The organism is Microcoleus sp. B3-D2 (assembly GCF_036705345.1).
Classification (GTDB): Bacteria; Cyanobacteriota; Cyanobacteriia; order Cyanobacteriales; family Microcoleaceae; genus Microcoleus.
This window is the reverse complement of the sequence record NZ_JAUBUG010000085.1, coordinates 1-26,761: the sequence shown is the minus strand read 5'-3', so window position 1 is coordinate 26,761 and position 26,761 is coordinate 1. Positions and strand designations below refer to the sequence as shown.

Genomic DNA, 26,761 nt, shown 5'->3' with positions numbered 1-26,761 from the left:
AAGTTACATTATCCGATATGAGGAATTGGTTTACTCACTGCTGTTATTGTACCTCATCTATCTGAGAAACGCTATAGATGTCAGGCCAGCTTGCTAGCCCTACTTTTAAGCCTAATAATTCGGTTGCCTTGAAGCTGTCTACAGGCCTAGAAAATAAATATCCTTGCCCCAACTCACACCCCAACTCTCGCAGTTTCTGTAGCTGTGCTGGCGTTTCTATGCCTTCTGCCACAATATCCATACCTCGGCTGCGAGCTAGCGTTACAATTGTCTGGATAATTTCTACGCCGCTGTTGTCTAACCCAATGCGGCTCACAAAAGAGCGGTCAATCTTTAAGGTATCAATGGGAAACTCGTGTAAGCGGCTTAAAGAAGAGTAGCCCGTGCCAAAGTCGTCGATACACAACATAAGGCCTAGAGCTTTTAGCTGCTTCAACATCTTTTCTTCCCTGGATACTGTTTCCAAAATGCAGCTTTCAGTAATCTCTAGTTTGAGACGGTAGCTGGGAAAGCCAGTCTGCTGCAAAATCTCCTCAATTCGATTGAGTAGGTTTGCTTGCTTGAGCTGCACGGGGGAAAGATTGACATTAATCGCCAAGGGAGGTGTTTGGGGAAACTGTTGCTGCCAAATATTAATCTGGTGACAAGCTTCCTGCAAAACAAACCACCCCAATTCATTGATCAAACCAGTTTCTTCAGCCACAGGGATAAACTCAGCAGGCGGGTAGATTATGCCAGATGGGTGATGCCAGCGCACCAAAGCTTCAAAGCCACTCAGTTGCCCCGTAGAAAGGGAGACAATTGGCTGGTAGTAAACGCAAAATTCTTGTAGCGCCATTGCCCTTCTCAAGTCGTTCTCCAACTGCAACCGCGTCATCGCCACAGTTTGCATAGCTGGATCGAAAGTTTCGTAACGCCCTCTACCTTGAGCTTTAGCATAATACATTGCGATATCCGCATCTCTGAGCACGTCTTCTGGGCGATCGTAACCCATTGTGCTAACGATAATTCCAATGCTGATATCGGTAAATACTTCATAATCATTCAAATTAAACGGCTGCCTTAATTGATTTTGGATGCGTTCAGCCACCCTGTTTGGTTCATCAATATCTTTAATATCTTCCAGCAATATCACAAATTCATCTCCTCCAAACCGCGCAACTGCATCTGTATGGCGTAAACAAACTTGCAGTTGACGAGCAATGCTTTTTAGTAATTCATCCCCAACCAAATGTCCGAGGCTATCATTCACTACTTTAAAGCGATCTAGGTCAATAAATAGCACCCCATATAGATAATCTTCATGTCTGTACGACAAGTCGATCGCCTGTTGCAGCCGATTCATAAACCAAGCGCGGTTAGGCAAACCCGTTAGCGCGTCGTGAAAAGCATAATGTCCTAATTTTTCTTCTCTTTCCAACAACTGAACTTGAGTCTGTTGAAGCTCGGTGACGGCTTGTCTAAGTTCAGCCGTTTGAGCAGCCACCCGTTGCTCTAACTCAGAAGTGAGTTTCTGCAAGGCGGCTTCCGCCTCTTTTCGCGCTTCAATTTCCTGTTTGAGAAGCACATTTTGCTCTTCCAGCGTCTTGGTCAAATTTCGCAGTCTCAGGTGTAGTTGCACGCGGGCTAGGACTTCTTCTTGCTGAAAGGGTTTGGTGATATAATCTACTGCCCCCATTGACAGACCTTTAACCTTATCCACGCGATCCGTAAGAGCTGTCATAAAAATCACAGGGATATCTTTCGTTGCCACCGATGCTTTTAAGCGGTAGCAGGTTTCAAACCCATCTATCCCCGGCATCATCACATCTAACAATATGATATTTGGCGAAACTTCTTGTAACTTCTCAATAGCACTTTCCCCATCCTTAGCCACTAAAACCTTGAAGCCTGACTCCTTCAAAAAATCGAACAGAAGTTTTAGGTTATTCGGGTTATCGTCAACAATTAAAATTACATTGTCTTTTTGGTTGAGCATTTTATTACCCCAAATGTTTTTTTACAAAAGCTAGTAGTTCTTTTTCTTCAAAATTTTTCGCAAATTCCAACAATTTATTAGCAAACGGATGATATTTGCCGTTTATCTGTTTGAGTCGATTGGCTTCCTGCTCAACAACTTCAATATCGCCGATTCGAGCTGCATTAAACAGCGTTACAAGCTCTGTTGATGGCGGGATCGTAAGCTCACCACTTGGAACATTTAATAAATTCGTGAAACCTTCCTGCTGTTCGTTTGCCAAATCACCAGGTTCGTCGTAAATCCATTCGATTTGTAAGTATTTTTTTAATACTTCTAGCAATTCTTCTACTTGGATAGGCTTTGACATGAACTCGTTACAACCTGCTTCTTGGCTATTTTGCCGATCGAAGTTAAATACGCTGGCGCTGGATGCTATCAATATGACATCTTTAAATTCTGGTGATTGTCGCAAGCGTCGCGACATTTCAAATCCATCCATTACTGGCATCACTAAGTCTGTGATAATCAGATCGGGGTAAAACTCAGCAGCTTTAGCTAAACCCTCTGTTCCATTACAAGCTTCCATGATTTGAAAACCTAGTGGTTCTAAAAAATTTATCAGAAAACCTCGATTTTCAAATCGATCGTCTACTAAAAGAATTTTATTTTTATTTCCTTTGAAGCCTTTTAAAGAAAGCGAATTATTAATCGAAGTTTTTTCAATATATTCACAGGATTCCGTCAACTCTAAATCGAGGTAAAAAATGCTGCCTTGACCGAGTATACTTTCGACTTTTATTTCGCCTCCCATCAGTTGAACAATTTTCTGTGCGATCGCTAATCCTAACCCTGTGCCTTCGGCCTTCTTCTGGCTATTTCCGACTTGTTCAAACGGTAAAAATATTTTTTCTAACTGTTCTGGTGCCATTCCAACCCCAGTATCTTGGATATGGAAACGAATTTTAGTCAGGGGTGATTGGTCGGAGTCTTCCCCCTCACCTATTACGCCTACCTTAAAAATAACACCACCTTTTTCTGTAAATTTAATAGCATTGCCCAAAAGGTTAATTAAAACTTGGCGCAGTCGTTTTTCATCAGCATTGACAGCGTTAGGAAGTTGATTTAAGACTTGATAATTAAACGTAATTTCTTTTTGTTCGGCTCTGATGCGGCACATTTCCACAACCCCCATCAGAAAAGAAGAAAAATTAAAACTTGAACTTTCAAGATCCATTTTACTGGCTTCAATTTTAGAAATATCTAAAATATCGTTAATCAGCGTGAGTAAGTGCGAACCACATTGGTGAATAATTTGGATAGCATCTTTTTGTTTAGGAGTGGTAGTTTTCTCGCGTTCCATAATTTGAGCGTATCCCAGAATCCCGTTCAGGGGTGTGCGGAGTTCATGGCTCATGTTGGCGAGGAATTCGCTCTTGGCATGGTTAGCAGTATCAGCGGCAATTTTTGCCTCTTTTAGCTCACTTGTCCGTTCTTCTACTCGATTTTCTAGCTCGGAGTTGGTCTTTTCTAAAGCAGCAAAAGACTCGCGCAATTGCAGTGCCATTTGGTTAAAAGATTGAGCGAGAACTCCCAGTTCATCGATGCTATTGACCTCTACTTTTTGGTCTAATTCACCGTTGGCGATCGCTCTACTCGCTTTACTCAAACGAAAAATAGGATGGGTAATCCAGCGGGAGGCGAGGATTCCTAACAACGTCGCCAGCACTAACGCTAAAACGCAGAGTAGGATAGTGCTGCGGGTATTGGCATTGATTTGCTCCATAAAGTCGGCTTCTGGAACAACTACAACAATCAGCCAATCAAGACCTCGACCATCTTGGAAGGGGGATACTTGCACGAATTCCCGCTGACCATTTAGGATGAAGTCTAGTTGCTGGTTGCTGCTAATTTCGGTGAAGTTACCAAAGCGTTCTATTAAATGCTGCGCTGTACCTTTTATCAAAGGGACGCCGCTTTTAATCGCTTTTAATCTTTGTGTTTTTTTGCCATCTTTGCTGTTAAAAAATGGCTTCTCGCCGGTGGAAGAAGCCACTAGCAAGCCAGAGCGTTCTATGATGAAAGTCTTTCCCGATCTACCAATTTTTAAACTCTGGAGAAACTCGCCGATTTGTGAGAGGAACAAATCGGTACTTACCACTCCTATAAAAGTCCCCTTTTTGTCGTAAACAGGTTGGCTAGCCGAGATTCCTAGGCTAGGTTGAATATAATATTGATAAATTTTATTCCATTGGGGTTTGCCTGCAACTTTTGCGGCTTTATACCAGGGTCGAATGCGCGGCTCGTACTCGGGGTGGGTTTCCTTAAACTGAGTCGGGTTGCCCTCTCTATCTGCCCTGATGATCGTATTAAGAAAATTAGTAGATTTATCGGTTATTTCAATAACAACACTGCCATCATCCTTATATCCAGCACCCGCATATTCTTTTCTTTCCCCTCCAAAACTAATGTAACTAACGGTGGGAAATTGCTTGAGCTGCCAGAAGAGGTAACTTCTCATCGCACCCATATTGTTTGGATTCCACAACCCAAAGCGGCGAATGGCATCAGCGCTGATGCCATTGACTAAATAAGGCGTTTCCAAGTAAGTGTTTAGTTGTTGATTGATGCGGGCGAGTACCTCCGTTCGTAATTGGCTAGTAACATTGTTGACGGCCGTTTTGCCGTTGCGTAGCGAGAGCCAACCTGTCAGTCCGACAGCGACAAAGATTTGCAGCACGAATGGTACGACTAAGACGAGGCGCAGCGGGATTTTTTGAGAGCTTTTTGCAAGTTCATTCTCCCTTGCGATTAGTGTCATGGCGGAGTCATTTTAGTATGTGGATTGTATCAATAACAACAGTCGCTTACCCTTGGTCATTTAAAGCGATCTCTAGGGAAATTCTTGATTCCCTCTATATTAAGTACACCTCCATTTACTTGTAGGCCAAGACCTCAATATGAAGTTATCTAAGCATACAATTATATTCAGGACTTAGGCACTATACGGTCTGAAACCCAGAGCCATCCTGACCCCCAGAGCCACCCTTAAAAAGAGGGGAACCACTCCCGGGAGAAACCGCTTCAAAACGGGGAACCGCTCCCGGGAGCCACTTGAAAGCCCCTTGGTCAAGGCATTGGGGGGCTCTGGTAAGTCCTAATACTTTTGAGTGCATAGTGCCTAAATCAACCCTAAACTCAACTTTGCCATTAGTTCAGGTTGAATCAGATGCGAAGCTTAAAAAGATTTGGCTGCACGGGCGATCGCCGGAAACGTAGGGGCTGAGCGAGATAGCGTTGAAATCCGCTGTTTGGCAGTTTCGTTTTTTCTTCCAGGGATACGTCTAATCTCCAACACCCCATCTAAAAACGACAGTCGCACCCCCGGAGGCGAGAGATGCAGTTCAACAGCCTTAAACTCTCTCCAACTTAATCAGTCAATTAAGATATAGCAATCCTTGCAGGAGTCGTAAATTTTTGACCCCACCCCAACCCTCCCCTTATCAAGGGGAGGGAGTAAGAAATTCACAAATGATTTAGGATGGCTATAGGTTCATCAAGCCTTTCTAAAATTGTTTGTAAATTTGTTGTCATCCCAACCCCTGCTTACTCAATCTAATCTTAATTAGATTTGCGTTTATGGGTGTTCATCTGCCCGCATCTGCGATCGCAGCCCTCTCTACTGTCCCAAAGTTTTCTTGTACTCGTCGGGTACAAATTCCGTAACCACTTGGCCGCCACCACCGTCGCCTTTGACAATCACAGTTTGATTTTTCAACTCTCCCGCCGCCCTCGGCCCAGTCAAATTAAACACCGGATTTAGTTGCTTGTAAACAACATTTCCTTCGGCGTCGAAAGTCTGGTTAGTTAAATACCACGTTACGCGATCGGTATTTAATTGAGCTTGACGTTTTTCCCCGATTCCTACTACATTTCCAGTCAAATAAAAAATTTTTTTCTCTAAATCTCCCCGCCCCGTATCCCCAGTCATCGTCACCTTTTCTACGCGGTGCAAAACCTTCACAGGCCCGGGCGATATCACATATTGCGCCGGAAAATTCCAACTCATCAAACTGCTTTCTATTTGTAGCGGCGGGTCTGATGGCATCAACTGAGCGTTTTGCGTTAGCGTCGCTATCTTAGTTTTTAAGTCTACATCTACTTTGTCAGCAAAACCGCTATCTGTTACTATTTTATCTTTGTATCTGTCAATTTGAGTCGGTTTGTCGCTGTTTACCTTTTGTTGATCCACAAACCACACTAAGTGCTCGGTTCGCAATTGCAAAACCGGATCTTTAACATTCGCCACTACAGATCCGAATAACTCCATTCTCTTAGCCCTACTGAAAACCCGCGCTTCCTTCGCTGAAGCCGTCACCTGTTTGTTCTCTCCCGTCAAATTGTTGCGGACAACTAAAACATCCTCCTTTGGTCGCCACTCCAACTCATTTCCGCGCAATATCACTCCATTTTTTAGGTCTTTAGCGACTATGTTACCTTTGAGGAAAACTTGATTTCCTTCCTGAAATACCTGCCCCGTTTCTCCCTGAATGTCGTAAATTTCTTTGCCGTCCTGAAACAATTTGCCCACGGGTTTCTGAACGTTAACTATCTTTTGGTCTTTGCTGTAAACGGCATTTTGCGAGTTTACTTTCCAGAACGTCTCGCCCTTTTCGTTTGCTTGTTCTAGAGTTACTTTGTTTAAAGTTAAAGTGCTGTTTGACTGTTGAGCAGTTTTGATATCCTCCGCTAATTTGTTCTTTTGAGTCTCTTGCGGAACCGCACAAGCACCAATCCCCAAAATCAGTGCTGATAAAAATAGCAGCATCAATTTTGGGGATTTGAAATTGGGAATTTGGGATTTGAGATTAATCATTGGGAAGGGGGAATTGGTAATCGGTAATTGGGAATGGGGAATGGGGAATTGGTAATTGATAATTGGGTATGGAAAAACACTTAATCAAAAATTAAAAATGTGTCATGCTTGGTCTAAATTTTTAACTTCTAATTCTTAATGATTCAACCCATCAACCATCACCTATTAACCCTTACCAATTACCCATTACCAAATCCCTATCTGTCGTCGTGTTCCTCCATCAAGCTCAGACCCGACAAAGGGCGGTAAGCATAATTAGGGCGCGATGTTTTTTGGATATCGTCCTTAATCATTTCCAAATCGATATAGCGATCGGCTACATTAATCAAACTGTCGCTCGTCATCGATCGCAAACTCACCACCTCAACCCGCACGCCGCGATAGCTCACAGCATCAACAGCATAAGCCAAATCGCCGTCACCGCTGACCAAAACCGCCGTGTCGTAAGACCCCACTAAAGCCATCATATCCACAGCGATTTCTACATCTAAATTCGCCTTCTTAGAACCGTCAGGCAACTGTACCAAATCCTTAGAAATCACCCGGTAGCCGTTGCGGCGCATCCACAGCAAAAACCCCTGCTGTTTCTCGTTAGTGCGATCGACACCAGTGTAGAAAAAAGAGCGCAGCAGCCGCGAACCCGCAGTTAAACGGCACAGCAGCTTAGTGTAATCAATCTCGATTCCTAACTGCAAAGCCGCGTAAAAAAGGTTAGAACCGTCAATAAAAATTGCTACTCGACCGCGATTTTCTAGAACCTGTTCCGGCGTAAAAAGGTCGTTGCTTTCTATTCTATTCAACATGATTGTTATGCCTCAATTTTTATGAAAGATTGGTAAGGAAATAACTGCTAATTCGTAGTCTGTCATCACACCCAGAGCCCTGGCTGCCAACTATGAAGGTACTGTTTACAGCAGTTCGAGCCGCTTAAAAACAGGTTGGGGTTCCCCCAGAGTTTGGTTTGCCGGCAAAGCGCCCCAGGCAGCATGAGCTGCAAAATTCGCTAAACTGTTAACTGTAACTCGATCGTTAAAGTCAATTGAAAAACCTAGCTGCTGATAGATAGCGTTGCTGATATTTGGAATAATCGGCGATAAAAGGTAAGATGCTAGTCTAACAGATTCCAGAACAGAATATAGCACTTGTGCCACACTTTCGATCTGTCCCTGCTTGTACAAACTCCAAGGTGCTTGCACGTCAATAAACTTGTTCCCGGCTCGCACTAATGCAAGCACGGCTTCGGAAGCCTTGCTAAAAGCCAACTCTTCGTAAAAACCCGCTACTTGAGCCCCCAAATCCAGGCTCATAGCCTTGAGAAGGTTGTCGCCGTCAATGTTTTCTCCCAACACATTCGGTACGCAACCACCGCAATATTTTCGAGCCATGTTTAGGGTACGGTTAAGCAAATTTCCCAAATCATTTGCTAGCTCAGCATTCAATATATTGATAAACCGAGTTTCGTTAAAATCGCCGTCCTCTCCGAACTCAATTTCTTTGAGAAAATAGTAACGCACTGCATCAGCGCCGTATTTGTTGACCAATTCGACAGGGTTTAAAGTATTACCCTCCGTTTTCCCCATTTTTTTGCCGTCTTTGGTCAAAAACCCGTGTGCGAAGACGCGACCCGGCACCGGCAGATTCGCTGACATCAGCATTGCCGGCCAGTAAACTGCGTGGAAGCGAAGAATATCTTTGCCGATCAAGTGCAAGTCAACCGGCCACCATTTAGATAAAGCATTCTCCAACATCGGGTCGCTGTCCGGATCTAGCAAGGCGGTGACGTATCCCAGCAAAGCGTCAAACCAGACGTAGATGCTGTGACTGGGGTCAACTGGCATTGGCAGACCCCATTCGAGATTTACTCTAGAAATCGAAAAGTCTTGCAGTCCAGAGTTGACGAAACTGAGCACTTCGTTGCGTCGGCTTTCGGGCGCGATGAAGTCGGGACGTTCTGCGTACAATGCCAGCAGTTGGTCTTGATACCGCGACAGACGGAAAAAGTAATTTTCCTCGTCGCGCCACTCAACTTCCTTGCTGGTGTGGACGGAGCACCGATTTCCGGGCAACAATTCCCGTTCATCCTTGAATTCTTCACAGGAGACGCAGTACCAGCCTTGTTGCTGGTTCAAGTAGATGTCGCCGGAGTTCCAGACGCGCTGGAAAAATTCTTTGACAATGTACTCGTGGCGCCGCGAAGTTGTGCGGATGAAGCGATCGTACTGGATGTCGAGTTGCTTCCACAGCGCCTCAAACGCCGGAACCACTGAATCGCAGTGAGCTTGGGGCGATCGTCCCAAACTCTCGGCTGTCCGCTGAATTTTCTGCCCGTGTTCGTCCGTCCCCGTAACCAGCAAAACAGATTTGCCCCGCAGCCGCTCAAATCGGGCTACGGCATCCGCAGCCATAGTCGTGTAAGCACTGCCAACGTGAGGTAAATCGTTTACATAATACAGAGGCGTTGTTATCGCAAAGGTATTTTTAGTTTTATCAGTCGATTTCATTGAATGCTAAAAGAAAATTCCCTAAATTCCGTTTCGATCTTAACTCAGCGGTTAAATTTTTTATGGAGTGGCAATCAAGCCAAATTCACTGCAAGTTATTTGCAATTGTTTAACCCGGGCTATTCCCAAAAGAAATATTGCTTTCATATCAACACTAATCTTTTTTAGTTCTTTTTGACGAACTCTCTAAAATGTCTTAATATTTTGACATTCTGCTGCCTTGGGAAGCGACGATCGCGGGGTTCGGGCCGCCTCAATTTATTTGTCGCAGCAGCTATCCCTAGAGCGGGCGATCGCCCACCCCGTTTGCAACACAACTCATCGGTTGGGCTGCTAAACCTGCCATTCGACTAACACTCCGCGACCACTTTCTGTAAATGCGCGATCGCTCGCCATCGCAATCTTTTTCTCCCAATCGCTGGAAAGTCGCTCCCCCGTAACTCCTGCGACTTTCCGAGCCGCTCGTGGACGCAGAAACCGGGTTGTTTAGGAAACTCTCTGGTCAAGCGCGAAGCTTTAGTTTCTTACCCCAAAACATAGTATAAAACCCACATTTCGCACCCTCAACTCTCACTATCGGTTTTTACTTATTTTGATCCAGCAATAAAACTATAAATTCTACTATTATACCGTATATTAACGGATAAATAACTATTTAACAGCATAATTTATTACTTCAAGGATAGAGTTTTCTGCGTAATTATACTGTGTAACACCCCTGGGTGCGGAATGTGGGATAAAAGCCTAGGTTTTTTGTCACAAAACCCGGTTGATAAAGGTTACGAGTACGTCCACACACAATAAAACCCCAAGCCAGTTAAGCTTGGGGCTCTCACATTAGGGTGCATCTAACAAGGGATGATCCGATCGCCCTCGATCGCCATCAGGAAAACTCACTCGATTTCCGCCAATAGCTTCTGACAAATAATCCGCAGCAGCTTCCACAACCGCGATCGCATTTTCATAAACCATCCGCGTCGGTCCCAAAACCCCAACACTACCCACCGGCACTGAGCCCCGGCGGTAAGTCGAAGAAATCAGAGTACAGCCACGAATTGGTTCTAAAGAATTTTCCGAACCAATACGCACCGTTACGCGCTTCCCGGGGATGTCCAACTCAGGCGATTCAAAAATCAAAGGCCAAAGCAGTTCTTGCTCTTGTTCGAGCAGTTGCACCAGGGTTTGAACTTGCTGCAACTGCGAAAACTCAGGCAAGCGCAGCGCTTCTGCTAAACCGCCGATCAGAATCCGCGTGTAGGTTGGATTGCTTTGGCGGCTGCTCAAAGCAGTCAGCATGGTTTCCATCCACTCAGCGTACAGTTCAAAGTCCCGGTCTAACTCGCTCCAGTCTACAGTCGAGAGTTCCGAGAGCGATTGTCCTCGCAACTTGCTGTTCAAAAAATTCGACAAAATCTGCAATTGGCGATCGACGATTTCGACATCAGGCGTGTTACCTTCTGCGTCCCTCGGCAACTGCACCAAAACCGACTGAGTTTCGTAGGCATCCGTCACCACGATCAGCATCACCTTTCCCGGCTCTAGCTGCACCAGTTGCAAGTGGCGCAAGCAAGCCATATTGGTTTGCGGTATGGTGATCATTGCTATGTAACCGCTGATAGTTGCCAGAATTTGAGCAGCGCCGCGGAGTGCCGCGTCCATGCGACCATCCGACCAGTTGAGCTGGTCTAGTACCTGTTCCACCTTGCGGGCCAGCGTATCAGACGGCTGGATCAACTGGTCTACATAAATTCGGTAGCCCGAGTCAGAGGGGACTCGTCCTGCCGAAGTGTGGGGCTGATAAAGCAGTCCAGCTTTTTCAAGAGTCCCCATCGCATTGCGAATTGTAGCTGGGCTGACGCTGAGGTTGAATTCGTCAGCCAAAGCTTTTGAGCCAACGGGTTCCGCTGTAGCTATGTAGTGGCGAACCGTTGCCCAAAGGATGTGTTGTTGCCGATCGGTGAGGTTAACGCGCACAGATATTTAAGCAGAATTAGAATTTAGAGTTGAAAGCCACTATTGAATCGAAACGTCTGTCCGAAGAGGGCGAGCGGGCAGACTTATCTATTTAAGATAACAGATTTAGGCGAAGGCAGAAGGAACAGGGAACAAGCAAGAGGTAAGAAGGAACAGGGAACAGGGAAGAATGTTTTAACTTTTAACTTGTATAGCAACCGCCCGGACGGTTAGGACGTTCTTAATTGCACTTTCCCCATCCGGTCAATTTCTTCCTTCTCTCCTAGATAACAACTAAAGCCTTCTTCGTTCTTCCTTCTTCCTTCTGCTATAACTTTCTATTTGCTAGCTTCGTTTCCCCGAACCGGATCTCGGCCTAATGCCCGATTCCTCGGCTTTGTTTTGCCCAATTCCCTTTAAGTGTGTTCTTTGAGAATATTTTGCAGATAACTAGCCACTGCATCCGGCTGTTCCACCATTGCCAAATGGCCACAATCGGGAAGCTGAAGGACATTCTCGCCGCAACCTTGGAACATCCAGTGAAAGCTAGCCAAATGCAGCACGTATTTTGGTTCCATAATTTTGTCTTTAGTACCGGCAATAAAATAAACAGGCTGCTTGAGTTGGGAGACAATTTGTGGCAACAGGTGAATCTCCGGTTCTGTGGTCGAGTCCAACAAAGCCCCCAAAGCTGCCTCTGGATGAGCTCCCACGAAATCTATTAAGCGCTGCCGTCCCCAGGATCTGCCGATCGGGCGGGCTACAGAATCGCGGGAAAACAGGTAATCTGCTAACGGCAAGTGAGGCAGCCAGCCGGGACGCATTGTCACTAGCTGCTTGCCGACCGCTCGAAACCGCTCGAATTCTTCCTTAAGATAGATGCCGCCCCCTGCATTGATGCAGACCACGCCTTTAACGCGAGCGGACAATTTGCTGGCTCCCCATAGAGCGATCGTACCGCCCAGAGAGTGTCCCACCAGCCAAGCAGAAGATATATCGAGTTTTTCGAGTAAAAGTTCCAAATCGCGAGCGTAAGCTGCGGGAGTGTAGCAGGAATTTAGCGGTTCGGAACATGGGCGATCGTCGCCGGAGTCCGATTGAGAATCGCCAAACCCCCGCAAATCATAGGTAAGGCACTGATAGTTTGATGCCAAGCGATCGGTCAAAGGTTGCCAGTAGTGGCGGCTTAACAGCCAGCCGTGGACAAATACCAGAACCGGGGAAGTTGCAGTCGGAGCCGTCAACTCGTAAGTGTGCCGAACCCCTAGGATGTCGATTGTTGCCATACTTTTATCCTACCCGCTCCATAAGACCTATGTAAACCTATGTATAGCCTTTCTCAGAAAGAGAGAGTACGGCGAAACCCTGTGTTCTCAAGCTTTTTCAGTGGAATTGTTTACCTCATCTACCCAAGAAGCGCTATAAGTAAGTCAAAAAGACTCAACTTTATCGATTTACCGCTTACTTCCTGCTGCAACGCGCGGTCTTAAGTTGACGCTACAAGATTTTTGTCCAATTCACTGGCAATCTTGGCCTAGCTTGCCCTTTTATCCGATCGCCCTGGAATAAATATTCCTTCAAACCAGCGTTCTAGGTTTTTTGCAGTATTCAAATTTCTGTCTGCTGTACGATCGCAAGGGGGACATACATCAGCGCGATTTTTTAAGGGCATTTTGCGGCAATAATTTTCCCAACTTTAGCCGATTTGAAAGTCGTAAACCATCGGGATATCAGTGTCAATTTAGACAAACAAATATTTTTGTATGCTAGTTACCAATTAAATTAGTAACTCCCATATTCAACTATTAAAGCCACACCAAAATTATGAAATTTTAAGAACTTTTCAAAAAATTAGCACTTACTTGTATATTGTTACTTTGCCAGGATTGGGGGCTAGTAATACGTAATTTTATGGAGCGCGTTTGTGCGGATATTTGCGACTTTTGCGTGTAGTTGCGCGAGCTTATTTACTGCATTTATACGGTTATAACATCGGCCTTTACGACTCACCACGCGCTGTTTGCGCTTCAAGTTAAAGTACGCCATCAAACTTAAAAAACTTGACAACATCGTTTCGGCGTGTCTCATGTTTATGAGAACCGCTATCTACACTCGTTTGTACGAACAATTTTGCCGAGCTTTTTATCCTATCTCACTGGACAACTTCTGCAAACTAATGTCTACTTATAGAAATCTAGTTATTTAGGGAGCATCGGCAGCTTGTCCTAAAATCGCTCGCCTAGCAATCTTTGTCGCACCCCCTCAGCGATTTTCTGACCCAGATACTCGGGAATTAAACTTTCATTGGGCCCCAACAAGTAGAGAATTAGGCGAGTTCGCCCCCGCCAAACCAGCAAATTAGCATTTACGACCAACAAATCCTCTTGCCAGATGGCATACATAACTTTGTAAAAAAGTCCAGGTTGATTATCTGCTTCAATCAGCAAAGCTGGCAAGTGGAAAACCGGATCGACGTAGAATTCAGTTGCCACATCTTCCAAACCCGCGTCTAAATTAAATTCCACCGCCAACATCTCTTCAACCTCAAAATGCCCCGCCAAGGCCTCTCGAACCGCTCTACAGACGTTTTCTGCTGTTTTATCTGCCAGTACCTTGCCACCGCGAGATACGACCAATTTGATAAATACCAGCATGGGCGGGTAAATTTGACCGTACAGACTCAGACTGTGAATTGTCAGTCCGTAGGCGGCGAGCACTCCAAAAATATCGCTCAATAGAAAAGACTGGTTCCGGTAAGCAAAATGCAGGGCACTTTTGTTACCTTCGGCTCGGATTTCGATGACTGCTTGCCGAGTTTTGTAAAGCTGGTAAGCTAATTTGAGGTTTTGCAACTGGATTTCGCTGCTGACAAATTGCTCATAAAACTGCGGAAACGCTCGGTTAAAGCGCTTGAGAAGTTCTAGTGTAGATGGTTTTAAACCCGAAGCCATAATTGAGGAGAAGGTGCGGGAGATATACTAGGTATTGACTCTCCCATGCCTTATGGCAATGGGATTTTCGATTTGACGATTCGACTTAAATTGTCCCCGTCTTCTCACTAAAAGCAAAAGTCAAATCGGTCGGGGAACCGATCACAAGAATGTCACCGTTGCGCCATTCCAGTGGTATTTCCCACCAAGGGTATAAGTTCCGGCGCGATCGGCGGCACTCAAAAGAAGCACTTCCCAAAATGCCTCTGTCCTGGTTCGGCAACAAATTTTACCTTAAAAGCGGGTTGTCCGCGCACTGGCTAGCAGAACAGTTCTACGAAACTTGACAAGAATCAAGAATCAAAAAAGCGCAGACTCAATGTTGGACGACAAATCCCTGTTTTCGGCGTAAGATGAGTGTACCGTAAACTGTTCCTCAAGAGGCTACCGGCAATTCATCCCACGCCGATCGGAGTGGGTTTATCTGTCGGGTTCTCTTTCTCGTCGTCCAACTTCTACTACCTTAACCGCGCCTGCATGGGTTTTTGGAAAAACTTATTTAGTAGTTCTGAGTCTGCCTCTGTACCCCAAACACCGGAAATTGAGGAAGATGTGGCTGTTGGGTTAGGCGATCCGCTTTCCCCAACGTTTCGCAAACCCGCCAGCGGCAACGCTCGCATCTTTTTCAGTTGCGATCGGGACATTGACCTCTACGAACTCGAAGAACTTTGTAATGCAGTGGGTTGGTCCCGCCGTCCCCTGCGTAAAGTCAAAAAAGCTATTCAGCACAGCTTCCTAGTCGTCTCTATGTGGGAGATGCGGGGCAGCCAGCGACGGCTGGTGGGTTTCGCCAGAGCGACTTCAGACCATGCTTTTAATGCCACGCTTTGGGATGTGGTAGTTCATCCCGACTACCAGGGCAAAGGCATGGGCAAGGCGCTGATGAAATACATCATTAAAAAACTCCGCAGTGAAGATATCAGCAACATTACCTTATTTGCTGACCCTCAAGTGGTGGATTTTTACCGCAATTTGGGCTTTATGTCCGATCCAGAGGGGATTAAAGGTATGTTTTGGTATCCTGATTAGCCCAGAGGTGCAGGTCGGCGTTGATTTGTTGAGGATATACAATACAATATTGACGCTGCCAACACCGAATGCACCTGTGCGCTGTGGTCAGTTAGGCTTTGATGTATCTCGGCACCAGCGCCGTTATGAAGTTGTGCAAGTATTGTCAGTCAATTTGAGATTTGAGACTGCGGCGTGAGACTTCGGCGAGCGCTCAGACCATCGGCGCTCAGTCGAAGGGCCAAGTCCCCGTCAGTCGAGTTGGCCTCAGTCGAAGGAACTATTTGAGATTTGAGATTTATTCCACAGATGAATCTGGGAGATTGAACTAGGGTCTAAAATTGGGAGCAGCTCACGATAGCAGTCAGGGGCTGGTATCGGTTTTTGGGTGGGGTCAAACAGCACAACCTGAAAAAAACTTCGCCTTAGCTGCATCAAGAGCTAAATATTTAATAAAGCTTGACAAGCAAGCGGTTTTGTGTGTTAATGGTTAGAGGTTAGCTAACTATACCACCGGGATGTAGCGCAGTTTGGTAGCGCGCCTGCTTTGGGAGCAGGATGTCGCAGGTTCAAATCCTGTCATCCCGATCGCACAATGTTAAATAATAGATTGAAGCAGAACTGTCTCAGATGTTTACATTTCGTCAAAATGAAAACAAATTGAGGCAGTTTTTGCCGATCGTGTTAAGTCGCCAGTCTTTGCGTTAATGTGTTTCAGGATCGCTCCTGATGGAAAAAACATGAAATCATTAGTTCGTTTGGGCGCAATATTGGGAATTGTCGGCAGCACTCTGCTGGGCCCCTCCCCCCTTGGCAAGATGTCTGCACTGGCACTGCCGGAGCCGCAAATTTTGGAAAAATTGCGATCGGTGCCAGTATTTACGATTACAGACGCTCAGGGTGCGCCCCTGATCGCTTCTGTTCCCAAGCAGGGTCAGGGTCAAAGTGGTAATGCTTCCGTGGCGGGAATTTTCATCAGCCAGAAAGATGCTCAAGCTTTTGTCGATCAACTGAAAACCAGAAATCCTCAGTTGGCTGCCTCGGTGCGCGTGATGCCAGTATCCCTGGGCGAAATTTATCAGATCACTCAAGCAAATAAAGGCAAGCCGGAAGAAGTGCAATTTGCTTTCGTTCCGGCTCCGCAGCAGGTGCAGTCGGCTAAAACTGTACTTCAACAGACTGGTCAACAAGTTAACGAGTTCAACGGTGTACCTCTGTTTTTGGCCAGAGGCGGTGCGGAAAATGGTTATTTGACGATTCAGCGGGGTCAGCAAGAGGTGATTCCCTTGTTTTTTAACAAGGAGGATTTACAGGGAATGGTCGATCGTTTTAAGCAGCAGCAGCCCAACGTGACAGCCACAATTAAGATTGAGGTGGTGAACTTGGAGAGCGTTTTGGAAGCTTTGCGTACTGAGAACGACCCGTTTTTGACCCAAATGATTTTGATTCCGTCGCGGGAGTCGCTGGAATTTGTGCGATCGCTCCAACCTGCCGGTGCGGGCCAAAATCCACAGGTTGCTCCGGCTCCAGCTCGGCCGGCTCCTGCCTCTCCGGCTCCAGCTCGACCGGCTCGCTAATAGTTAGCCAGCAGTCATCAGTCATTAGTCATCTGTTATCAGTCATTGATTAGTAGGTTGGGTTTCTCGACTCAACCTATTATTTACGAATTAGAAATTAGCAATTAACAATTAGCAATTAGCAATTAGCCATTATTACAAAGTCTTATGTTAGTTTCGGGTTTAGAGGTTTGGCAGTGGATGAATCAAGCTAAAACCGAGGCGAGATCCTCTGACATTCCCCTAGCAGAAATCGACTGGCTGCTGCAAGAGCTGGCTGGTTTGGATAGGTTGGCTCTGCGTTTGGAGTCGTTTAAAGATTTGCCAAAAATAGAATTAAAGTTGTCTTTATCTGAACTTGCTCAATTGTGGCAGCGGCGCTTACAAGAACGGGTGCCGGTGCAGTATTTAACGGGAGTTGCACATTGGCGCCATTTTTCGCTCAAAGTAACGCCGGCGGTGCTAATTCCGCGTCCTGAAACGGAATTGCTGATCGATTTGGCTGTAGAAGCTGTTAAAAGCCGTTTAGAAGCAGAAAATATCAATCAAAAATCTACCCCCCCCAACCCCCCCTTACTAAGGGGGGGAGAAGATTTAAACTTATCCGAGCTCCGGGGGGGAGAATTTGCCAAATCGCATTGGGTGGATTTGGGGACGGGCAGCGGGGCGATCGCGATCGGCTTGGCTTCTGCGTTGACAAATGCTACGGTTTATGCAGTAGATTGCAGTTCGGAAGCTTTGGCAGTTGCTCGACTGAATGCTGAGAATTTGGGTTTTGCATCGCGAGTTAATTTTTATCAAGGTTTTTGGTGGGAACCGCTAGCATTTCTCAAAGGTCAAGTCAGCGGTATGGTGTCTAACCCGCCTTACATTCCCAGCAGCACGGTGCTGAGTCTGGAACCGGAGGTTGTCCGACACGAACCTCATCTGGCCTTAGACGGCGGTTTTGACGGGTTAGAGTGCATCCGGCATTTGGTAGAAACGGCTCCCGATTATTTAGAATTCGGGGGAGTTTGGTTGATTGAGATGATGGCGGGACAAGCTGAGGCGGTAGCTGATATGCTGCAAAGTCACGGGAGTTACGGTGAAGTTCAGATATTTTCTGATTTAGCAGGAATCGATCGGTTTGCCTTAGCCTACCGTCTTTAGGTTTCAAGAATATGCCAAAATTCTCAAATCTTAAATCTAAAATGGCATGACACAAGTTTCGATCGATGCCCTAGTTCAAGGGGCAATTTCTGGCAATCATATTGTGAGTTTTCCTACAGATACTGTACCCGCTTTGGCTGCGCGGCCCGATCGCTCGGAGTTGATTTTTGCAGCTAAACGCCGCAGTCAAGACAAACCGCTGATTTTGATGGCAGCATCGGCCCAAGCCTTGTGGCCCTACGTGCAGGGAAGTCCAGCAGAGTTAAACTTGTGGCAGCAAGTAGCCGAATCCTATTGGCCGGGGGCGTTAACTTTGGTGCTGCCGGCTTCGCCAAAAGTCCCGGCGGCGATGAATCCCATCGACCCCACTACAATCGGAGTACGAGTGCCTAACCTTCCCCTTGCCCTAAAGATTCTAGAGCAGACAGGCCCTTTGGCTACTACCAGTGCTAATTTATCCGGTCAGCCGCCTCTGGAGTCTGTGACAGAAATTGAGGCTCAGTTTCCCGAAGTCTTGACATTAGTTCCTTCTGAATTAACAGCGACACCAGCTTCGAGTTTGCCTTCCACTGTGGCTAAATGGACTGGCAGCGATTGGGAAATCTTGCGACAAGGCACGATCGAGTTAGAATGCTAAAAGCTAAACTCCAAGGCAAAGCAATATGGCGCCGATCGGCTGGAGCGACTTTATATATTTAGGTATGGGACTGGGGCTGGGTTTGGGAAGCAGTTTGATTTGGCGCCTGCGGCAAAAAAGCTCGCAACAGCCCGAACCTGCGCCCAATGTAGCCCCACCTCCTCAAGAAATTCACTTAGAGAAGTTTGATGCCCTTTCTGACCAACTTAAGCAAACTCAATTGGCTTATCAGATGGCATCGGAGATGAGCCAATTTAAGGCGGGTTTTTTGGCTCGAACTTCTCACGAGTTGCGATCGCCCCTGAGCACTATGATTGGTACGCTGCAATTAATTCTCTCGGATTTGTGCGACGATCCTGCTGAGGAACGAGAGTTTGTCGAGCAAGCTCACGTCGCGGCACTCAAGCTGGTGAAATTGATAGATGAAATTATCTCTGTTGCTAAAACTGAACACGGCACTGAAAGGATGGAGATTGAGCCGATTCAGTTAGCTAAGGTTTTTGACGAGGTTGATGATTTAACTTACTTGCAAGCTGCTAATCGCGGCATTCGTTTGGAGATATTGCCGCCCGATCCGGGGATTTATGTATTGGCAGATTTGCCGAGGTTTAGGCAAGTTTTAGTCAATTTGGTAGATACTGCTGTTGCTCAGATGGAGGAGGGGAGTATTTCTGTTTCTGCCCATACTTCGCCGGAATCTGGATACGTTCACATTTGGGTGGACGATCAGCGTTCAGTGAGTGCTTGGAGCGAGTCGTGGGATTTGCTGAAGCACGATTTGGAGTGTGATGTTACCAAGAGCAGCGATAATTCTCAGGTGTCTTCTGGAATGAGGTTATTGATGAATCAGACTCTTTTAAGTTTGATGAGCGGAAAGTTGGAGGTTCTGGCTGTGCCTTCTGAGTCCGAAGAGTGCAATTTTAACCGGACTCAGTGTTCTATTCCTTTGGCAACTTTGTGATGAAGAAAGAAGGAAGAAGGAAGAAGGAAGAAGGAAGAAGGGAGAGAACATTGTAGGGACAGGGCACTGCCGTGTCCTCCATTTAGATCGTTGCGCTCCTAACGGATTTAATATAACTATCGCTCGATTAATTGTAGGGAAACGGCACTGGTATGTCCTGATTGCTGGTAATTGTAGGGAAACGGCACTGCTGTGTCCTGATTGTGGGTAATTTATAAGTAGTAAGGTGCGCCGAAGAGCACCCTACATATTATAGATTTTGGTGCCAATCTTGTGATTATTTAACAATTAGCAGTTAGCAATTCGCCGTTGCTAATTTCTAATTCGAGATTCTCTTCTAGAAGCTGATTTTCAAGTACCATTGTGGTGCTAGCGTTTTTCTGAAAACCGATGCGCTCGTAGAAGCTTTGTTTGTAAGTTGTCATCAGGTAAACTCGCTCTACTCGGCACATTCGAGGGTGACTCAAGACGGTTTGCACTAATTTACGGCCGAGTCCTGCACCTTGGTAATCCGGGTGAATGGCGACATCCCAGATGGTAGCTCGATAGATCCCGTCTGAGGTGGCTCTGGCAAAGCCGATCGCGCGTGAGCCATCCCAAACTGTAACAACTGGTTCGCTGTTGGCGATCGCAATTTCCCAATCTTCTATCTTGCGTTCCCTCGCCCAAAAGGCGGCGGCTTTAAATAGTTCTTGGATCTGTGCGATGTCTGCGCGATCGCGACCTATACAAAATTGAATGTGACTGGAATCCCTAGTCGTTGATGTCATGCTCAATCTTCCTTCAACTTGTATCTAAACTGTGTTAATTTTACTGTCTTAGCGGGTATCGTTGATTTTGCTTGGGAACAATCAATGATTTAATTCCCGATTTACAAAACTATTTTTATTCATACATATTTTCTCACTTATTTCGGTGATTATTAATACTTTTTGGGGTAAATTTTGTAAAAAAGTCTTTGACTCAAAATTCCAACTTATAATTCCTACCATTTGAGATTTTAGAGTTGAGATTTTAGAGGCGAAGGACTGATTTGGTATGGGTTTAGAGTTCGCTTACAGAGAAACCAATTTTTTTGTAGTTACAGCCCACCGCACTGACAAAAAACCCGCTTTCTGAAAGTCTTGATGCGTAAGTTAGAGCTTAATATATGGCGTAATGGCTCAAAAATCATCTATCGATCGAGAGAGGTGTTGACTCCACGGGAATACCCGAAGATTGTGCTTCGGTGATTATTAATACTTTTTGGGGTAAATTTTGTAAAAAAGTCTTTGGCTCAAAATTCCCAACTTATAATTCCTACCATTTGAGATTTGAGATTTGAGATTTTAGAGGCGAAGGACTGATTTGGTATGGGTTTAGAGTTCGCTTACAGAGAAACCAATTTTTTTGTAGTTACAGCCACCGCACTGACAAAAAACCCGGTTTCAGAAAGTCTTGATGCGTAAGTGAGAGCTTAATATATGTCCTAATGGCTCAAAAATCATCTATCGATCGAGAGAGGTGTTGACTCCACGGGAACACCCGAAGATTTTGCTGTGGAGTCAATTCTTTAATCTCTAATCTCAAATCGAGTGATATCAAATCCGTTAGCATCGGAATAGTAAATTCGAGTTCACTGTTGACGGTTGAGGGTTGACTGTTGACAGTGAACCGTCAACAGTCAACCCTCAACATCATGTATGAGTGTAACCGGAAATGATATGAATCAGTTTTTCAGCCAGCGGGCGGCGTCTTTGGCGTGATAAGTCAAAATCAAATCAGTACCAGCACGCTTGAATCCTGTCAAAGTTTCCATCACTACTCTTTCTTCATCTATCCAACCGTTGAGGGCGGCGGCTTTCACCATCGCATATTCCCCAGAAACGTTGTAAGCAGCAACTGGCAGGTTAGTTGCTTCTTTCACGCGCCAGATGATGTCCATGTAAGCTAAAGCGGGTTTAACCATGAGCATATCTGCGCCTTCGGCAATGTCGAGAGCAATTTCTTTAAGAGCTTCGCGGCCGTTTCCGGGGTCCATTTGATAGGTGCGCCGATCGCCAAATTGCGGAGCAGAATCGGCAGCATCCCGGAACGGGCCATAATAAGCTGAGGCGTATTTTGCCGCGTAAGACATGATGGGAATATCTTCAAATCCAGCGGAGTCCAGTCCTTGGCGAATTGCTCCGACAAAACCGTCCATCATTCCCGAAGGCGCAATAATATCTGCACCAGCTTTAGCTTGAGCAATTGCGGTTTTCTTCAGCAATTCTAGTGTGGGATCGTTCAAGACGCGGCCGCTTAAATCTCCGACTTCCAAATAGCCGCAGTGACCGTGACTGGTATATTCGCACAGACAAGTATCGACGATGACGATTAAATCTGGTACGGCTTTTTTAACTGCTTCCGTCGCTTGTTGGACGATGCCGCAGTCGTGCCAAGCACCTGTCGCGTCTGTGTCTTTATCTGCGGGAATGCCGAATAAAATAATAGCGGGAATGCCGAGGTCGTAGACTTCTTTTGCTTCTTCTACTATTTTGTCTACCGATAGCTGGTAAACTCCCGGCATCGATGTGACTTCTTTAGCAAAAGCTTCCCCCGGTACGGCAAATAGGGGGTAAATTAAATCGCTGGTTGTCAAGATATTTTCGCGTACCATCCGGCGGAGTTGGGGATGGTTGCGGAGGCGGCGGGGGCGGTGAGTTGGAAACATAATGTTTTTTTTACGGTAGATAAAGCCGTGTTTTTGAGGACTCGCGGCGTTGCTTTAAAAGTCTAGAGCTTATTGTTGGCCGATCGCCCTTTACATAAGTAAACTTCTGTAAAACCCGCGATGGCCATTGTTCGTAGTCAGGAATGCAAGTCATTTCGAGCCTTTCCCGTTCCCAGACACAGCCATAACGGTGCTTGCAGGATCGGTTGGTACGGATATCTCGCTGGCTTCACACCTGCAACCAGCCTGCCCAGAAGCGAGAATAAACTGTAAATTATAAATGTATCGAATAGTAACGGTCTTATGTACAAGCAACTAATTTCAAAGATGAAACCCCTTTTGAAACCACTATTCGCGATCGGTCTGGTACTGACGCTAGCCCTCGGTAACGCTGATGGAGCTCTGGCTGCCCGCAGCGGAGGACGTATCGGCGGCGGCTCTTTTAGTGCTCCAGCGCGCAGTTACTCATCCCCGAGTCGCACTTACGCGCCGTCGGGAGGAGGTTACTACCCGGGCGGCGGCTTTGGCGGCGGTTTCGGTTTCCCGTTCTTGCTGCCGTTTTTTGGCTTTGGGGGCGGGTTTGGCGGCCTGTTCTCGATTTTGATTTTTATCTCGATCGCTAATTTCCTCGTCCAAAGCTTCCGCCGCGCCGGGGGCGGAACTGACGAACTCGGCAACAGCGCCCCTACTACCACTGTATCTGTCGCCCGCTTGCAAGTTGGTTTGCTAGCAGAGGCCCGCGGTTTGCAAGCCGAACTCGACGCCCTAGCGCTAAAAGCCGATACCGATACCGCTACGGGTCGCGCTCAAGTGCTGCAAGAATCTACTCTGGCGCTGCTGCGGCATCCAGAATACTGGGCTTACGCGGGCGCTGAATCTGTGCAAACTCGCTTGGAAGCAGCCGAAGCTAAGTTTAATCAATTTTCTTTGGCAGAACGCAGCAAATTTACTGAAGAAACGCTCTCGAATTATAACAACCAGCTCCGGCAAGCAGGGAGCAGCAAGCTCCTGCCTGGTTTGCAGGAAAAGGGGGCACTGGTGGCTTCTGATTTGAATTCTGATCCCGGGGAATATATTGTGGTGACGGTGATTGTCGGTACTCAAGGCAAATTGCAATTGCCAGCCGTGAAAAATTCTGAAGATTTGCGCCAAGCTTTGCGCCAGATTGGGGGAGTATCGAGCGAGCAGTTGCTGGCGATTGAGGTGCTGTGGACTCCTCAAGCCAACGGGGACACTCTGACTGCTGACGATATGTTGGCCGGCTATCCTGATTTGCGATCGATTTAGTGAGCAAGACTGGGCGCGGAGTATTGTCTACCGCGCCCCATCCTGCAGCTAAGCTGGGCGGGTGAACCCAATTGGTTTTGAGACGCGAATTTTACACGAGTTTTTTGAGGTCGATCGAGTTAAAAAAGATTGTTTAACAAATGCTAGTATTGAGAGATCATGATTCAGCGTGATTCATCTGGTATTGGCAAAGCCTGCCCGGCATGGGTTTTGCGAAGAAGTTAGGCAGGGTAAAAAAAACTGTATTGAGCGAGGACTGCTTCGGCAGAAGTGGCGACCGCGCGCCATCTAAATTATATATGAAAGAAGAAGCGATCGAGAGCTAAAACTTATGGCCGACAGCAGCAGAAAAAAAGCACTTTTTATTTTAAGCCAGTTAAATAATGACGATATCAACTGGATCGTCCATAAAGGCAAAAAGGAAGTTCTAGATCCGGGCGGGATTTTGATCCATGAAGGGAGACAGATCGATGCGCTATACATTGTTTTGAATGGGAGTTTGAGCGTTTTGATCGAGGCTGAGCGGACTAGAGAACTCGCTAAAATAGCCAGCGGAGAACTGGTGGGAGAAGTCTCTTTCATTGACGCTCGCCCTCCTTTGGCAACGGTGAAGGCGATCGAAGAAACTCACTTGCTGGCAATTCCTAGGCGGCAGTTAGTAATCAAACTTCAAAACGATATGGGCTTTGCTTCCCGGTTTTACTATGGAATTTCACTGTGTCTGGCAGACAGGATGCGCGGTACGATCAGACATATAGAATACGGTCGCAATATTGAATTAGATCAACCAGAATTTGAACGAGAGGATATCAATCCTAACGTCCTGGAAAATTTGGCGCTAGCTGAGGCTAAGTTTAATTGGCTGAGAGAAAATGTTAAAGCTTGAGGAATTTTACGGCTTTTTTGAGCTGGGTGTGAAAACTTGCCGATTGATACGGTAATTGAGAGATGTACGATGTAACTTCTCAACTCAAAAAAACTGACGTGCAAAACACAACACGGGCGGGTTGTACCGGAAATATAGAGCGATAACTGCCGGAACTATAAAAACCCGCCCCTTGGGTTTGCAGTTGCAATTTCGCGCGCTGAAACGCAACTACCAACCACACAATCTAGATAATGCCCGGCCCTTTGCCGCGGGTGTCTGCATCCATTGTCAGTTTTCCTTCCTCGCCTTTTTTATCTTTGACTTCTGCGAGAATTCGAGCGCGTTCTGCGGCTTCGGCTTCTTCTTTTGCTCTCAAATCGCCGGGTTCGTTGATGTACATTTCCGGTTCGATCGCGTAATTGTTAACCAGACCTTCTTTGTCTACTGTATAACCATCTGTGGTGTGAATGCTTTCGTCATCGGTTTGGTCATCAGTTTTTGCACTTTTCTGCTTCCCTTCGGTGGTTGTGTGCATGAAGTTAGCGCCTTCGCGTTCTTGCCGCGCTGCTGTCTCCGCAGGAGTAATGCCCCTGTCGTAGTGGGGGGCTTCCATATTAGCTTCGATTTCTTCGTCGGCGGGTGTTGCTTTGCTAATTTCTCTCTCGGGCGGTGTTGGTTGGCGATTAGTCATGATTTATTCCTGAGTTATCTTTTCAAAAAGGTCTTTGCGCTATGTTTAAATATTATGCCCAAGCTAGCTCATTCACAAACTATCTTTGGTTATAGTTTGCGAAAAATTGCTGTGAGGGAAAATACCTTGATGGACTCTTCCTGAAGACTGATAAAATTCTGTTTTTATTTAAAATTTTACTATCTGCGACTATTTGGCATCTATCTAAAGATAGGGAAGTGGCCATTGCCGCTTGAGGATTGGGAATTGTACTAATGACTAATGATAGCAGTTTAGAACCATAATTTTACGGTAGGCCAGTTCTCAAGCTCGATAGTCATCAGTCATTCCCAATTATTCAATTCTTTAATCTAAAGTCGTCTGACTTTACGATTCTTTAAAGAAGCGGATGATTTCGCGGACGTGGTTGAGAAATTGTCCGTCATCGGTGAGTTGGGCGATCGCACTTTCTGCATCTCTTCTCAGTTTAGTGTGTTCTGCCTGATTTGTCGCTTGCAAAGATTGTAGAGATGCGGATACAGTAGTTAATTCTCTTCTGATAGCTTCCCGTTCCCGATTTTGGACAGCCACCCACGAATTCGGATTGTCTGAACTTATTTGATTGGCCAAATCTTTAACTGTAGATTCTAACTTTGCAAAGCGGCTGCGGAATTCGACAATATCTTCGCGGGGGTGCAAAAATTGGCTGCGGATAGTTGTCAGCCGCTGGGCTAAATACTGATAACCTCGGATAGCTGGACGCAGTACAGTTAACAGCAGTGCAGCACCGGAACTGAGATAGCCAACAGCACTAATTCCGGCGGCGGCTAGGGCGTAAAGTGCGATCGCGCTAAACAGGTGAAGTGCGATCGCCGCCAAGAGCGATCGGCTAACTAATACAGTAACGTATTGGAGTTGTTCCCGATCGACAGCAATGTTTTTTTTAGTCGATTCTGCGGCTTGGGCTAAAACTTCTTTTGCTTCAAAATGGATATTCCAGGGAACTGTAACTATCAGCAACAGCCATTCAAAAATAGCAATGGCAATTACCCAATCAATAAAACTGCCGGCGGAGACGTGCAGCCATTGCAGAATGGCAAAAACTAGCAGCAAAAATATGCCTGTGACGGCACCAAAACCTGCGAAAGTGTAGTACATAGCGATGCCTTGGTGGAATGTTGTTTTGATTGTGGGTAGGTGGTTTAGGTGTGGAGTAATAAACTGTGACAGTTAAGTGAGCGTCCTATTAATCCCGGTTCATTAGTTATGAGTAACAATGCAGGTCAAGGGTTGCGATAAACCTGTTTTTTCCCACAAATACTTGCTCTACCTCAATCGTGGAAGGTAGTTGAGATTTGGGGTAGGTTGTTTAGGTATGGATTCATAAGGTGTGACAGTTAAGAAATCGTCCTAGTGAACCCAGTTTATTAGTGATTAGTAATACTCCGGGAGACAAGGGTTTCCAGACGCCTGGTTTGTTCCAAGAACCTACACGGGCTTGAACCCATCCATAATATTTAAATGAAACGGTTTGCTGGTTTGGGAGTGCGTAAGTCCTCAATAATTACTTATTGGCGATTAAGTAGGGCTTGCTGAATAAGTTAAGAAAAATCACGATAGCAATTGAGGAATGATTCAAGTTCAGCGACACATAAT

20 protein-coding genes and 1 tRNA gene are annotated in these 26,761 nt (G+C 46.1%); 8 read left to right on the top strand and 13 right to left on the bottom strand.

Features of this window, described 5'->3' with window-relative positions:
* Nucleotides 1–43: 43 nt before the first annotated feature.
* The 9 genes from QUB14_RS24590 to QUB14_RS24550 all read right to left on the bottom strand — a co-directional run bounded on the left by QUB14_RS24590 (nucleotide 44) and on the right by QUB14_RS24550 (nucleotide 14,238).
* The gene (locus QUB14_RS24590; protein WP_333220196.1) at nucleotides 44–1,978 is read right to left on the bottom strand and encodes an EAL domain-containing protein; all 1,935 of its coding nucleotides are present in this window, start codon (nucleotides 1,976–1,978) and stop codon (nucleotides 44–46) included.
* 4 nt (nucleotides 1,979–1,982) lie between these two features.
* The gene (locus QUB14_RS24585; protein WP_333220198.1) at nucleotides 1,983–4,778 is read right to left on the bottom strand and encodes an ATP-binding protein; all 2,796 of its coding nucleotides are present in this window, start codon (nucleotides 4,776–4,778) and stop codon (nucleotides 1,983–1,985) included.
* A gap of 858 nt (nucleotides 4,779–5,636) precedes the next feature.
* Nucleotides 5,637–6,833: an LPS export ABC transporter periplasmic protein LptC gene (gene lptC / locus QUB14_RS24580; protein ID WP_333220200.1), complete on the bottom strand. Its 1,197-nt coding sequence runs from the start codon at nucleotides 6,831–6,833 to the stop codon at nucleotides 5,637–5,639.
* A 197-nt stretch (nucleotides 6,834–7,030) separates the two neighbouring features.
* Nucleotides 7,031–7,636 (bottom strand): LabA-like NYN domain-containing protein, encoded by a 606-nt coding sequence (locus QUB14_RS24575; protein ID WP_006631885.1) that lies wholly within the window; start codon nucleotides 7,634–7,636, stop codon nucleotides 7,031–7,033.
* 105 nt (nucleotides 7,637–7,741) lie between these two features.
* Nucleotides 7,742–9,334: a methionine--tRNA ligase gene (gene metG, locus QUB14_RS24570; protein WP_333220202.1), complete on the bottom strand. Its 1,593-nt coding sequence runs from the start codon at nucleotides 9,332–9,334 to the stop codon at nucleotides 7,742–7,744.
* A gap of 837 nt (nucleotides 9,335–10,171) precedes the next feature.
* Nucleotides 10,172–11,314, bottom strand: coding sequence for a heat-inducible transcriptional repressor HrcA (hrcA, locus tag QUB14_RS24565; RefSeq protein WP_445251862.1), 1,143 nt, complete (start codon nucleotides 11,312–11,314; stop codon nucleotides 10,172–10,174).
* 389 nt (nucleotides 11,315–11,703) lie between these two features.
* Complete coding sequence (locus tag QUB14_RS24560) at nucleotides 11,704–12,573, bottom strand: alpha/beta hydrolase (RefSeq protein ID WP_333220206.1); 870 nt, start codon at nucleotides 12,571–12,573, stop codon at nucleotides 11,704–11,706.
* 248 nt (nucleotides 12,574–12,821) lie between these two features.
* Complete coding sequence (locus QUB14_RS24555) at nucleotides 12,822–12,959, bottom strand: hypothetical protein (RefSeq protein WP_333220208.1); 138 nt, start codon at nucleotides 12,957–12,959, stop codon at nucleotides 12,822–12,824.
* A 553-nt stretch (nucleotides 12,960–13,512) separates the two neighbouring features.
* Nucleotides 13,513–14,238, bottom strand: coding sequence for a hypothetical protein (locus QUB14_RS24550; RefSeq protein ID WP_006631881.1), 726 nt, complete (start codon nucleotides 14,236–14,238; stop codon nucleotides 13,513–13,515).
* 516 nt (nucleotides 14,239–14,754) lie between these two features.
* Here QUB14_RS24550 and QUB14_RS24545 point away from each other — a divergent pair.
* The 6 genes from QUB14_RS24545 (at nucleotide 14,755) to QUB14_RS24520 (ending at nucleotide 19,588) form a co-directional block, all read left to right on the top strand.
* A complete protein-coding gene (locus QUB14_RS24545) occupies nucleotides 14,755–15,306 on the top strand; it encodes a GNAT family N-acetyltransferase (protein WP_190656386.1) in 552 nt (183 codons plus the stop codon).
* A gap of 493 nt (nucleotides 15,307–15,799) precedes the next feature.
* Nucleotides 15,800–15,873, top strand: a tRNA-Pro gene (locus tag QUB14_RS24540).
* A gap of 152 nt (nucleotides 15,874–16,025) precedes the next feature.
* Nucleotides 16,026–16,862: a Tic22 family protein gene (locus QUB14_RS24535; protein WP_333220210.1), complete on the top strand. Its 837-nt coding sequence runs from the start codon at nucleotides 16,026–16,028 to the stop codon at nucleotides 16,860–16,862.
* A 147-nt stretch (nucleotides 16,863–17,009) separates the two neighbouring features.
* Nucleotides 17,010–17,990, top strand: coding sequence for a HemK/PrmC family methyltransferase (locus QUB14_RS24530; RefSeq protein ID WP_333220212.1), 981 nt, complete (start codon nucleotides 17,010–17,012; stop codon nucleotides 17,988–17,990).
* Nucleotides 17,991–18,036: 46 nt separating this feature from the next.
* Complete coding sequence (locus QUB14_RS24525; RefSeq protein ID WP_333220214.1) at nucleotides 18,037–18,627, top strand: L-threonylcarbamoyladenylate synthase; 591 nt, start codon at nucleotides 18,037–18,039, stop codon at nucleotides 18,625–18,627.
* A gap of 25 nt (nucleotides 18,628–18,652) precedes the next feature.
* A complete protein-coding gene (locus tag QUB14_RS24520) occupies nucleotides 18,653–19,588 on the top strand; it encodes a sensor histidine kinase (protein WP_190656316.1) in 936 nt (311 codons plus the stop codon).
* A gap of 281 nt (nucleotides 19,589–19,869) precedes the next feature.
* Here the strand turns inward: QUB14_RS24520 and QUB14_RS24515 are convergent, their stop codons facing one another.
* Nucleotides 19,870–20,358: a GNAT family N-acetyltransferase gene (locus QUB14_RS24515; protein WP_333062152.1), complete on the bottom strand. Its 489-nt coding sequence runs from the start codon at nucleotides 20,356–20,358 to the stop codon at nucleotides 19,870–19,872.
* Between the two features lie 938 nt (nucleotides 20,359–21,296).
* Nucleotides 21,297–22,280 carry a porphobilinogen synthase gene (gene hemB, locus QUB14_RS24510; protein ID WP_333220217.1) on the bottom strand — a complete coding sequence of 328 codons (984 nt, stop codon included), beginning with the start codon at nucleotides 22,278–22,280 and terminating at the stop codon, nucleotides 21,297–21,299.
* A gap of 303 nt (nucleotides 22,281–22,583) precedes the next feature.
* On the opposite strand from hemB, the gene QUB14_RS24505 reads away from it, so the two are divergent.
* Both QUB14_RS24505 and QUB14_RS24500 read left to right on the top strand, forming a co-directional pair.
* Nucleotides 22,584–23,567, top strand: a complete 984-nt coding sequence (locus QUB14_RS24505; RefSeq protein WP_333220219.1) for a DUF1517 domain-containing protein — start codon at nucleotides 22,584–22,586, stop codon at nucleotides 23,565–23,567.
* Nucleotides 23,568–23,898: 331 nt separating this feature from the next.
* Complete coding sequence (locus QUB14_RS24500; protein WP_190656306.1) at nucleotides 23,899–24,453, top strand: cyclic nucleotide-binding domain-containing protein; 555 nt, start codon at nucleotides 23,899–23,901, stop codon at nucleotides 24,451–24,453.
* A 226-nt stretch (nucleotides 24,454–24,679) separates the two neighbouring features.
* On the opposite strand, the gene QUB14_RS24495 is transcribed toward QUB14_RS24500, so the two are convergent.
* Both QUB14_RS24495 and QUB14_RS24490 read right to left on the bottom strand, forming a co-directional pair.
* Nucleotides 24,680–25,126 (bottom strand): hypothetical protein, encoded by a 447-nt coding sequence (locus QUB14_RS24495; RefSeq protein ID WP_333220221.1) that lies wholly within the window; start codon nucleotides 25,124–25,126, stop codon nucleotides 24,680–24,682.
* A gap of 366 nt (nucleotides 25,127–25,492) precedes the next feature.
* The gene (locus tag QUB14_RS24490; protein ID WP_333220223.1) at nucleotides 25,493–26,263 is read right to left on the bottom strand and encodes a hypothetical protein; all 771 of its coding nucleotides are present in this window, start codon (nucleotides 26,261–26,263) and stop codon (nucleotides 25,493–25,495) included.
* Between the last annotated feature and the right edge of the window lie 498 nt (nucleotides 26,264–26,761).